We start from the raw sequence: 11733 nt of genomic DNA on the forward strand, positions 1-11733 counted from the left end.
AGTGAGTAGTCATGCAGCACCTTACCTCGGGTGTTGCACTTGGTCACTGAGACCGCCCATCCATTTGAATATAACCCTTATAAGGAAAAAATTTCCCGAGTTTTTGATGTCAGTGACTCGATACCTATAAGGGATGTCCCAATCAAGCGAGATAATGAGTTCTCGTTACCAGATTCGATCTCCTTTGATCATTCAATAAATGATATACAGAAGCCTGAACCCTCATCGGATGAGACGCCTTCATCGGTAGAGCGGATATTCGGCGGAGACCTTCCTAACCCTAATCGACGTGAGTCTCCTACTGTCCAGACACCCTCCCCCACTTTTCGTCCGCAGCGCCCGAATTTTGTTCGTCCTGCTCCTCCAGTCGAGAGGGTGCTCAATGCTCAGACTTGGCAAGGTGCAAAAGAGGTTCGCGTATGGCCGAAAGAGGGTTACCTACAGATCAAGGTCGATATTCGGGTAAAGTCGCCGCTGCAGGAAAGCCAACCCTCGTTTCCTGACGACCGAGTAGAGTGGAGCGAGAATAGAAGATTTCTCCAGGTTCACTTATTCGAATTTGGGCGTGAGCCTCAGAAAGAAATAATTGCACTGTCTAGGACAGACAACTCTACAACAGCGGTATTTGGTCGTGAAAGCGGGGCAGGCTCAGTCGATCTTCGTTTTGTAGTGAGCGATGGAGCACAGATTCTTCAAACTGCCCGATACCAGGCTGCACCGGGTGAAGAGATCCGTTTTTTCGTCGAGAACATCGTTACACCTGTACATCGTGTGAAAAGGGCTTTTGACGTTGCTTTACTGGTCAACGAAAGCCTCGGAAATCAACCCAGTTTGACCATCATTACAGGCGATGGCACAGCAATTTTTTCCCCCCTGTCTGATACCGACGCTGGAAGAGCGCGAAGCCGTCTGCTTCAAGATTTGGAGCAGGCGGTAGCTAATCCAGATGCGTCGCTGGATACGTTGATGCTTACTCTTGCTAATCAAGGGGCATTGCTTCAGCGTCACTTGCAATCGGTAGTGCCTGAATGGCCTAGGAGCGATGCTCGTGTTCAGTTAGTGACACAAAGCGACGCGTTCTTCCCAATTGAATATCTCTACGACGGAAAGATACCTGAATCAACCAAAGCACCATTGTGTGCTCAGCGGGACGGTTGCTTGCGAAGAGGCAGCGCGATCCAAGGCTGCCAGATAAGAGAAGCTGCTGATGAGCTATGTCCAATGGGATTTTTAGGCGTTTCTGGTGTTGTTGAACGCCACGCATGGAGGTCAGGGCAGGACCCGCGCATATGGGGTGCTCCGGGAGGGCATAAAACTTCGCGTTATAGGATTGGAGATTTATCAACGGTTGCCTTTACTGCTAGTGACAGGGCTGACAATTTTTTAGACAAAGACGTCCCACCACATCAACTCCTACGAATCGCCGGTATTGAAGCCTCGCTTGGTGTAAAGAAAATTCCTGATTGGAAAAACTGGAAGGAACGAGTTGCTCTGGACTCTCCATCAATGCTGCTAATGCTGCTTCACTTGGATGAGAATAAGGTTTTTGTCGGCGAGGACGACGGTATAAATCTCGCTTCTATCGGCGAACAACATATAGGGAATGCACCAATGGTTATAGCAATCGGCTGCTCATCTGGACTTGCAGATATGCCAGGTGGAAGCTTGCCTGCTATTCTCCAAAGAGGTGGGGCTCGAGTGGTCATTGCTGCGATGACAAGTGTGCTTGGCCGGCATGCCAATCGTGTAGGTCGTGATCTAGCAATACGTCTGAAGGCAGCAGCGCGAGCTCCAGCCTCTAGTTCTGTTGGCGAGATAGTTAGCGGTATTCGACGTGAATTACTAGCTGATGGGCTTGCAATGGGTTTAGCAGTGGTTGCGTTCGGCGATGCTGATATTGTACTTGGCCAGAGGTGAGTTAGGGATATGAGTATATTTCGTGTTAGGGCTATTCAAGTTGAGCATGGCGACTCATTGCTTGTTAGCTACGGCGAGGTTGGCCATCTCTTTCATATGCTTATCGATGGTGGTCCAATCGGGTCTCTGCCAACGATTCTGTCGGTACTCGAAAACGAGCGAATAGAAGGTCGATTGCGGCTTGAGGTGCTTGTCGTAACGCACTATGACCTTGATCACATTCAAGGCATAATAGAGCTTTTGAACGATACTCCACGTTGGTTGGAAATCGGTGAGATATGGTTTAATGGTCGTCAACATCTAGCGTCGGCTGATACTTTGGGGTCGCAAGAGGGAGATGCGCTATCCAAGTTGATTCGCAGTATTAAGATTCCATGGAACATAAGTTTCGGGGGCGAAGATAGTGATGGAGTTGGTGGTCGGATCCTCCAAACTTCTGATGCAGTTACTTTGCCAGGTGGAATTGGTGTAAAGGTGCTATCACCGGACGAGTCTGGAATGGCAGCTTTAGCAAGAGATTGGAGCGACCCTACATTGCCTCCGACTGAGTCTCAATCGGTACCGGCTGACATTTTGGGGCGTAAGGATGAATGGCCACCAAAACAGCATTCGCTCTATGGCGGGGTTGCTTTTGTCTCTGATCGATCTGTTCCCAATCGAAGCAGCATTGCATTACTTTTAACGTATGAAGGAAAGCGTGCTGTCCTCACCGGAGATGCTTATAGCAATGTGATCAACGAAGGGCTCGCTTTACACCTGTCAGATGGGGAGTCGGTTGATTTACTGAAGGTGTCGCATCACGGCAGCAAAGGTAATACCGATAAGCAGCTCTTGGAAAGGCTTCAGTGCAAGCGGTTTTTGATCAGCACAAGCGGAAAAACCCATAAACATCCAGATCATGCTTTAATTGCTCGACTCGTGGCTCGGCATGACAGTCCAGAAATTTTCTTCAATTATTCGGAAGGCTGGCCTGGGAACTGGCAAAAAAGGCCTTCCAACTGGCCTGTTTTCAGTCCTAGGTATCCTGATGGTACGGATCCATTCGTAGATGTGTTACTTTAGCTCGTGACTTCAGCTGCGTGAAGCAGTCTTAGGGGCTGCTCGAAATGAGATGGCGCAAACACTGCATAGAGCAAGCCAGCAAGCCAGTGAGACCATGGCAGCATAGCTTTTCGAAGAGCTTTATGATCCAGCGGTACTCTTTTAACCATCCACGCCTCCGTTCTATGATGTTGCGTTGCCAGTACTTGGGTCGACCCAGCAGTCGGCCCAAGCCAGAATTGGGTTGCGCTTGATTCACGATGAATAGTGGTGGAGGTTAGCTCGTCCCAATGCTTATCTCAGTGTCTACCGGCGTTGCAATAATATTCGCGATTTCTGTGTACAGATCCACGTCCTCACCATCAGAGGATATAGAAATAATCAGGCTATAACGGGTTTTAGTATTACATTTTCCCAGATGGGGCCGATATCGCCACCAGCCGGAAACCGGATAAATAGCGATTTTATCCCTTGAGGCCAAGTCAATCGCTGGGCCGATCCAGACGTCACTGTGCACTGAGCCTGCGGAAATGCTTTTGGGACCGAATACCCACCTGTTATCTGGCTCTGGTTGTGGAGGCTTTTCCGCCATCGACTCAAGCTTGTTGATCCGATGCCGAAATGCTGCTTCGGTCTCGGATTTTTTCTTGAGGTCAAATCGAAGCCCAAAGGATTGATACCTAGCTGGGATCACTTGGGCCATTTCTCCTGGGCTGGGCTCGATGAAGTACGAAAGAGTGATTTTCAGTTGGACGGTCCGGTTTTCAAGGCGTTCTAGCTCGGCTTTCGGCCATGGCAGATTGTAGTAATGCACTTCGTTAAAGTGCGGATCTCCAACCTCTCGACTCTTTGCGTTGAGGCCTCTCACAAATGGTTGAATGCTAGTCTCAGCAATCAGGGCTAAGTCGTTTTCTGCGGATGCCAAGGCGCGTGAAAGCTGCGGAACGCCATAACCAATGTGGCGGGCGAGAGCGATTCGCTGCCCTTTGCTCTTGCATTTCCTGAATCGTTCCATCATGACGGGCGTCCACTGCGCGCTATGAATAATCAGTGCGCGCACCGTTTCTGGCCACATCTGTGGATGCGCAGCCATGATTGTCGCAGCCAATCCCGCTGCTTGTGCGGTAGCAGAGCTGGTGGCCCAGAACTCCTCAATAGGCCGCTGATTGACATCTTTTCCGGTTGTTAAGAGTGACAATGCAGGAACACCGGAAATGATCTCTGTCCCGTCAGGACTGATCGCCTTGTTGCCCGCCTCGAATACCACTTCTGGCTTAATTGGGGTTCTAGAGTGCTCCCAGTCGATTGATGCTCGGCTATAGGGGCTATGATCGCCGGCCTGCGCCACTGCGGACCACCCCTCATAGCCTGGTTGATCGTGAAGGTCGACTTTGTCAGTGAATCCACCGACCGCCAACGCGTTCCATGATTGAGCAGGGTCTTCAATCGGGAAGTCATAGGGGTCAGCCAAATCTCCAGGGCTGTTGGAGTCAGGGATGTTACCCGCTGAAATTATGAAGAGTCGACGCGGACCATATTCTCCGTTTTCCCCGAAGTCCCCCACCATCGAGCCACTACAGACCTGATCAATAGCGGAGCTCCACGTAGTGGGTCGCTCGCCTGATACGTCTTGGTTCGAGACCGCCATGCAGAAAACGCGATTTCGCAGGGGCTCCTTCGTTTCTGCCAAGCTCACTGCTGACTGGGTAATGAACCCGTAGCTCGAAGGGTCATTTCTTTCCCAGCTAGCGGGTGGTAGGAATTTTACCGATTCCAGTTTTGCAGTTAGTTCAATAAAACTTTCATCTGCCAGCGCGTAGCTAAGGTCCCCATATAGCGCTGCACCAGCCATATTGGTTCCATGGCCATGGTGGTCGTGCACCCCCCACTCCGACCTAACTGCTTGGCAATCGTCAATTGCAAGCGCGGGCTGAATAAGGGGGTGAGCGTGGTTTACGCCATGATCTAAAACGCAAATCGCGGGGCTTTCGCTATCAGGTGGAATCAGTCTGTCTGCTAGATTGGAAGTCCATTCTGACTTTTCCCGGGATGTTTGCCGGGTAAAGAAATAGGGGTTGTCGGTGGCTTTCCTGAGCTCTTCTAGTCCGTCCGCATTCGCTGCAAGAATTGACATTTCAAGGGTGTTTGCATAGACGAGTAATACTTCTGTATCCGGAAATATTAGCGAGTTCTCGCTGACGCGAAGTTTTAGATTGTTAGCGACACTTCGGACGTGATCCGACTTCCATGATGCACACCAGCATTCCCACCAAAGTGTGGAAGATAAGGAGCTTGGGAACGGTCTGGAGTCTGTCCATAAGGTCTCTATGTCCCCGATGGAAAGGTTTTCAACCGATGAGAATTTAGTCTCATTTTTTGGCTTTCCAGACTTGGTCTCTTCTTCTGCATATTCCTGCAGCTTTAACTCAAGAAAGTCCATGGCATCGTGAGGAACGTATAGCGCTCCGAGTGTTGAACCGTCCTCGAGGACTCGGAGGGCTGAAAGCCGTATATTTTGTTTTTTCCAGTTTAGATCTGGAACGGGCGATCCCGCTTCAAGCTCAACTTCTAAGTACAACGCTTGGGGGGAGTCGCTGATATTGTCTGCAAAGAAGGCGTTCTGACCGCTTCGTGCGGCAGTAAACGCAAGAGATAACCTTTCGCGGAGGCGGCTACCATGGCCTTCCTCTCGTGTTTTACCCGCGTTGCTTAGGTCCTTATCTCGGCGCTTGTAAGGGCGATCCACCCTGAATTGCTCAACTCTGAAATGCGGAAGCTCGTAAGACGACGCCATTCTGGATATTTCCCTAATCCAACGTTATGCATACTGAACATCTAGCCGGGGCTTAGCCCTGACATGGTTTCTTTCAGGGTGTGGCGCTCTTTTAGCGCCCTGACTATTGCTTCAGTTGTCGCGTGCTTATCACCTTGGAGGATGACGTCTTTGATAATCTCAGAGGCCGCTCTAGTGATTTCTGCTTGGCTGAGACCCTTAGCAGTGGCTATGAGTTTCGCCCAAGACACTCTCTTCGGCAAATAGACATGCATTCGCATTTCAAGTACTTTCTTAATGCCGTTCGGATCAGGCAGAGAGTACTCGATGATGTCATCGAACCGCCTGAAGAGGGCGCGATCAAGAAGCTCGGGGTGGTTCGTTGTGGCTAGCACGAGGCTGTCTGTACTGTTTGTTTCCTCAAGGAACTGAAGGAACGAATTGAGCACACGACGCATTTCACCTACGTCGTTATCAGAGTTCCGTCGCCCACCAATAGCATCAAACTCATCAAACAAGTAAACCGCGCGAACAGATGCAATCTGATCGAATATCAACCGTAGCTTGGATGCCGTCTCGCCCATGAAGCGTGTGATCAGTGCATCGAGACGTATGGTGAAAAGCGGCAGCTGTAACTCACCGGCCAAGATCGATGCGGTTAGGGTTTTCCCGGAGCCTGGTGGACCTACAAGCAGGAGTTTTGAGCTCGGCGCTAAACCATGGCTACGTAGCTTGTCTCGCTGACGCTGCTGATGAATGAGGCGGGTAAGGCGGTCCCGCTTGAGGTCATTAAGAATCAGGTCTTGCAGCTGAGACTTTGGATAGCTGACAGATAGCAGGGACTCCAATTCGCCTCGCGGCTTGGAGATTGGAATTGCAACATGCTGATTCGGGCGAGAAGCATGTCCTTTGAATGGAGACTCGCGTTTACGAGCGCTCTCAACCAGTGCTTTGAGCTCATCAGCAAGATCAAGTCTGCCACGGCGTGCTTCAGCCGCGGCCACTTGCAAAGCGATGGAGAGAAATTGCTCCTCATCTCCTTGGTTATGGCTGCTCAGCAGAGCAATGATTTGTTGGGCCGTAGCCATCGCCTTCCCTATCCTTCAATGGGCTGCCGGGTTAGCAACCCAGTTTAGTCGATCGGCTATTGGGAGCCTAGCCACGGTCATCTGAATTCTCTAAAACCAGCCGAGCCGGTACCGCTCAACCACTGGGTGGTTGCTTAGGTTAAGTCTGAAATTTCACTCCGCTCAACCTGGCCACGAACGTACGCCGCATAATCGGCCAAAACCTACCGATCAATCCGCTGCGCATCATTGACGCCAGGCCCATCCTCAGACTGGCAGTTCTTCACAAATGCCTGCCACCGATCCGTGTGCGCCTTGACCGTACCCTAATGCCCACCGCCGAACATGTCCTTCAGCGCCATCGGCCTGGCATCGCTCAGTTACCTGCCATACCCCATACCCCGTGCCCTCGATTTATACAGTTCCCGATCCTCTCCCCACGTCATCCCGCCAAGAATGCTGAGTGTTATCAGGGATCAAGGCCCCTGCGACCTGTGGGGAATGTCCTCTCCGCGGGACTGGCGGCTCCTTACGTCCGGGAGCAAGGGCATCTCATGATCTGGCCTCCTGAGCACCGTTACCGGTGGGCGGGTGGAGGCAGTGCTGGCTGACTAAACCAGCGCCTGAAGATCCTAAGCCGGGGTGAACGCAGCAATGCGATGACCGGGGCATGCCTGACTGTCAGTCAGGTGCAGTCCATTCCCTGGTCTGCGGCACCATCATCTGCATGGCTGTTGCTGGTGACATCGGCGTTTGTCACGCCGATTGTCACGAGGGGGATTGCCGCAAAGGCCCGTGCAATAAGGGCTGCAGCAGCGTTAGAAGTGCCCGTCTCTTTCCAGAAGAAAGAGACGGGCACAGGTTGGCGCAAGATTCGGCCAAGCGGATAGGTTGCTGCAGGGCAGCGAGGTACGGTGTATCTGGCGCACGAGCGATATATGTGTAAGAGCATCCATCACATGGGTAGTGACCGGGCGAGCTGCCGGATGCGAATCGCCTTTGGGGAGAACCACCGCGAGAGCGGCGTGACCTTGACGGTTCGGGTCACCTGGGGTGCCGCCTAAGGCAGCGGTTGCAAAATCAGTTCTACCCCTGTGGATAATTTTGGTCAACGCCCCAATACCCGTGGCCTCTGGGGCTGTGCATGAAATTATCCACCGGTGGAAATCAGTGGTATCCAAAGGATTTGTGTCGGCTTTTAGCTTTGCAAAGCGAGGTCCATCCAAACAGGGCGGCTTTGCAGCCCTGTTTGGATGGACCTGAATTAAAGAGCGGCCAACGGTGTTCTCGAGGGTTCACCGACGATTGAATGCGCCACGCCCACTTGGCAAGGGGGTGATGTTGTCCCCAGATGGATGGGCAAACTCATGTGGAGTGACATGCCCCGATCTGTTGGCATCGATGTAATTGCTCCACCACGCCATGATCAGCCTGCGCTGCTCCAAAAATTCGGCCTTATGGATATAGGCGGCGCGCACGCGATTGCGTTCCTTGTGGCTCATCTGCCGCTCAATAGCCGCGTCTGTCCACAGCCCTGATTCCAGCAAGGCGCTACAGGCCATGGTCCTGAATCCATGCCCGCATACTTCCTTGGATGTGTCGTAGCCGACGTTGCGCAGTACCTGATTAACCGTGTTCTCTGACATTGGCTCCCAGTACTTGTGGTCACCGGGCAACACCAGTTCGGAGAAGCGACTCAAGCCGCGCAGCCGTTCAAGGATCGCAATGACTTGGGGAGAGAGCGGCACCATCTGTATGTCTCCGCTCATCTTGGTGCCACGGGTGGAATTGCGTACGCCGTCGATGGGCTTGCGGGTGTCAGGAATTTCCCACATCGCCCTTTGCAGGTCGAACTCATCCCAGCGCGCAAAGCGCAGTTCGCTGGAGCGCACGAACACGTGCAGCGTCAGCAGTACAGCCAGCTTGGTTAGCTCACGACCGTTGTAGTTGTCGATCCGGCTGAGCAGTTCGGGGAGGCGGTTGAGTGAGAGGGCAGGGCGGTGCACGGTACGCGGGGCATGAATCGACCCTGCCAGATCGAGCGCCGGATTCTGGCTGATCTGGCGCGCCCGCTTCGCGCCCCGCATGATCGTGGAGAGATAGTTCTGCACGCGCAGGGCAACGTCCATAGTGCCGCGCTCTTTGATACGCAGGGTGACCTCAAGCAGATCATGAGTATCGAGTTCAGCAATGGGGCGTTGGCCGATCAGGGGGAAGACATGGGTACGCAACCGGCTCATGACGGTCTTGGCGTGTCCCTCAGTCCAGCGCCGTGACATTTCGGCGTGCCACTCTAGGGCGACTGTTTGGAAAAGCAGGGAGGCTCGTTGGGCAGCAAGCTTTGCTTTCTTCTTCTCTTCCATCGGGTCGATGTTGTCGATCAACAGGGCCTTGGCTTCATCGCGCTTGGTCCTCGCGACCGCCAGCGAGATGATGGGGTAATTGCCGATGATCAGCGTGCCTTCTTTGCCGCTGGGCTTGAAGTAGCGCAATCGCCACGTTTTCACGCCATTGGGTTTCACGAAGAGGTACATGCCGCCACCGTCGAATAGCTTGTAGGCACGTTCGCGAGGTTTCGCCGTACGGCATTTGAGGTCGCTGAGAGGAACGGCTAGACGTGGCATAAGGGTACGTTCTCCATGCAGGCAAGACGCTGTACCCTAAAAATACCCCCGGGGATTGGGTATTTTGTTGGATCCCGACGGAGGGTCCTGGAACGAAAAAACCCGCCAAAGGGCGGGTTTTAGGGGCTTCCAAGGCATTCGGTGGAACGCGATGGAGCTGGATATGGTGCCGGCACCAGGAATCGAACCCGGGACCTACTGATTACAAGTCAGTTGCTCTACCATCTGAGCTATACCGGCAATGGGGCGTCATTATAACGATCGGTTGGCGCCTGTAAACCACTTCCTTTCGATTGTTTGAAAATGACCTAAGTCACCGGCTTAAAAGGAGAAATTTCCTACCAGTCGCGGTGGATGGTGTTGACGTTTGGTTCGGTCTTGGCGGGGTTGAAGAACAGCTTGTCGTTGTCGCAGCCACGCTTGCGGCAGGGGCTGTCTACGCGCAGGGGCAGGCCGTTGTCGCCGCCCATCTGCATGCCGGGGGTGTTCCAGTCCAGGTTGCTGGTGTGCTGTGGCGTGGTGCCGCTGCCATTGGAGCAGGCAGTCAGGGCCAGGGAGAGGGTCAGCAGGGCAAGGAATTTGGCGTTAGGCATGATGTCGACTCCGTTAGTCCATGTCGGTTCTGGCGCAACGCCAGACGGTCGCGGGGCTGGCGGGGCAGCGCGCGACGTAGCTTTTTAATGATTTGGAGGACGGATCATACACCGTTGGGCCGGGCTCGCGGTGGATCGGCTTCGCATTGTGATGACTGTGCAGGCGTCTTCGCGGGTAAAGACGCTCACAAAGTTGCGGTGGTGCTCTTTCGCTCGGAGCGCAGCTGTAAGGTATTTCTGAATCTGAAACCAAATGCTTCAGTAACGGAGCACTTGGGAATTATCCTACGCAGCTTGCCGAAGCTTCACTGTTGGCGGGGAAGTGCCCCAGGGATAACGTTCCTGGGTCGCCAATACCCTGGTGACCGGGTGTGAGAAACCCGTTGTGGAGCTACTTGGCTAGCCTGTTATGGCGGTCGTACGCGGGCAGACTTCGGTCTGGCCGAGCTTTGTAGCTCCCTCGGTTTTCTCACCCCGCGTATGACTGCCACCTAGATCTGTGAGAAAGATCCGCGTGGCGGTTTCCAATTCAACGGAGCTGCTGCCATGAAGAAAATCGTTCCAGACCCACCTCGTCCTCTCGTCTCCACCCCGTACTTCACCATCCACAGCGACATCTCCCCACCCGACGCCATCGCCCACGCCGGCCAGCTTTTGCGTGTCGTAGTCGAAACCCTGGACGACCACTGCCGTGACCACGCAGGCGAGCCCCGCCTGAACCTGCTGGCAAACGCCAACCATGCGGCTTATTCGGCCTATGTGCTGATCCAGCATGCAAAGCGGCGTTTGGACGATGCGCAGGATGGGGAGTCGTTCACATGAGCCTTGAAACCAAGCCTCTCAACACAGCCGGTATCGAGACGTTCCTCGAAGTCGGCAACCCGCCCGTGGATCTCTTGCGCGTACAACCCGGCATTCCTGTGGATGACGCCTATGAACAGGTTTCGATATTACTGGGCTACATCAAACACCTTGTGCGCGAAGGCGACATGGAGGATGACCACAAGCTACTGGGGGCCGCCGACTACCTCAGTGCGCTGGCCAAGGCACTGATGAACGATATCGAGATGGCCAAGAACAAGTTGCATTGAGTCGAAGCCCCCTGTGGCAGCGTGCTTTCACCCGGGAAGGCATGCCCCACAGGGGCTGTTGCGCTCTTTCTATCGGAGCGCAGCTGTAAGGTATTTCTGAATCTGAAACCAAATGCTTCAGTACAGGAGCACTTGGGAATTATCCTACGAACGCTACCGAAGCTTCACTGTTGGCGGGGAAGTGCCCCAGGGATACCGTTCCTGGGTCGCCAATTCCTGGTGACCGGGTGTGAGAACCCGACTGTGAATAAGCGGTAGCCCTATGGCTGCCGTACGCGGGCAGACTTCGGTCTGGCCGGGCTTCCTTATTCCCTCGGTTTCTCACCCCGCGTACGGCTGCCACCCAAATCCGTGAGAAAGATTTGGTGGCATGCATTTTCAGTGAATAAGGATTAAGTCATGAAGAAAATCGTTCCAGACCCACCTCGTCCTCTCATCTCCACCCCGTACTTCACCATCCACAGCGATATCTCCCCACCCGACGCCATCGCCCACGCCGGCCAGCTCTTGCGTGTCGTGGTCGAAACCCTGGACGACCACTGCCGTGACCACGCAGGCGAGCCCGGCCTGAACCTGCTGGCAAACGCCAACCATGCGGCTTATTCGGCCTATGTGCTGATCCAGCAT

9 protein-coding genes, 1 tRNA gene and 2 pseudogenes are annotated in these 11733 nt (G+C 53.6%); 5 read left to right on the forward strand and 7 right to left on the reverse strand.

All coding sequences use genetic code 11. The features are described from left to right. Nucleotides 1-39: 39 nt before the first annotated feature. Together BLX42_RS24945 and BLX42_RS24950 are read left to right on the forward strand one after the other, a co-directional pair. Nucleotides 40-1917 carry a hypothetical protein gene (locus tag BLX42_RS24945; protein WP_161872867.1) on the forward strand — a complete coding sequence of 626 codons (1878 nt, stop codon included), beginning with the start codon at nucleotides 40-42 and terminating at the stop codon, nucleotides 1915-1917. A gap of 9 nt (nucleotides 1918-1926) precedes the next feature. Beyond that, entirely contained in the window at nucleotides 1927-2979 is a 1053-nt protein-coding gene (locus tag BLX42_RS24950) for a ComEC/Rec2 family competence protein (RefSeq protein WP_161872868.1), read from the forward strand. Nucleotides 2980-2988: 9 nt separating this feature from the next. Here BLX42_RS24950 and BLX42_RS27330 read toward each other — a convergent pair. The 7 genes and pseudogenes from BLX42_RS27330 to BLX42_RS24975 all read right to left on the reverse strand — a co-directional run. Continuing rightward, nucleotides 2989-3205 (reverse strand): annotated as a pseudogene (locus BLX42_RS27330) (hypothetical protein); the annotation flags it as partial. A gap of 30 nt (nucleotides 3206-3235) precedes the next feature. After that, nucleotides 3236-5752, reverse strand: coding sequence for a S8 family peptidase (locus tag BLX42_RS24955; protein WP_161872869.1), 2517 nt, complete (start codon nucleotides 5750-5752; stop codon nucleotides 3236-3238). A 41-nt stretch (nucleotides 5753-5793) separates the two neighbouring features. Further along, a complete protein-coding gene (locus BLX42_RS24960) occupies nucleotides 5794-6819 on the reverse strand; it encodes an AAA family ATPase (RefSeq protein ID WP_161872870.1) in 1026 nt (341 codons plus the stop codon). 137 nt (nucleotides 6820-6956) lie between these two features. Beyond that, a pseudogene (locus tag BLX42_RS27035) lies at nucleotides 6957-7178 on the reverse strand (integrase); the annotation flags it as partial. A gap of 915 nt (nucleotides 7179-8093) precedes the next feature. Further along, on the reverse strand, nucleotides 8094-9422 hold the full coding sequence (locus BLX42_RS24965; RefSeq protein WP_161872871.1) for an integrase arm-type DNA-binding domain-containing protein: 1329 nt from the start codon (nucleotides 9420-9422) through the stop codon (nucleotides 8094-8096). A gap of 164 nt (nucleotides 9423-9586) precedes the next feature. Beyond that, nucleotides 9587-9662, reverse strand: a tRNA-Thr gene (locus BLX42_RS24970). A 98-nt stretch (nucleotides 9663-9760) separates the two neighbouring features. Then, nucleotides 9761-10015, reverse strand: a complete 255-nt coding sequence (locus BLX42_RS24975; protein WP_161872872.1) for a hypothetical protein — start codon at nucleotides 10013-10015, stop codon at nucleotides 9761-9763. A 546-nt stretch (nucleotides 10016-10561) separates the two neighbouring features. Between BLX42_RS24975 and BLX42_RS24980 the strand changes: the two genes are divergently transcribed. From BLX42_RS24980 to BLX42_RS24990, 3 genes are all read left to right on the forward strand, one after another. Next, on the forward strand, nucleotides 10562-10837 hold the full coding sequence (locus BLX42_RS24980; RefSeq protein WP_161872873.1) for a hypothetical protein: 276 nt from the start codon (nucleotides 10562-10564) through the stop codon (nucleotides 10835-10837). Next, on the forward strand, nucleotides 10834-11106 hold the full coding sequence (locus BLX42_RS24985; protein ID WP_161872874.1) for a DUF3077 domain-containing protein: 273 nt from the start codon (nucleotides 10834-10836) through the stop codon (nucleotides 11104-11106). Before BLX42_RS24980 ends, BLX42_RS24985 begins: the two co-directional genes overlap by 4 nt. A 399-nt stretch (nucleotides 11107-11505) precedes the next feature. Beyond that, nucleotides 11506-11733, forward strand: a 228-nt coding sequence (locus BLX42_RS24990) for a hypothetical protein (RefSeq protein ID WP_161872875.1), incomplete at its 3' end; no start/stop codon positions are given.

Origin of the sequence: Pseudomonas sp. SG-MS2, from assembly GCF_009933855.1 — a bacterium.
GTDB classification, from domain to species: domain Bacteria; phylum Pseudomonadota; class Gammaproteobacteria; order Pseudomonadales; family Pseudomonadaceae; genus Aquipseudomonas; species Aquipseudomonas putida_E.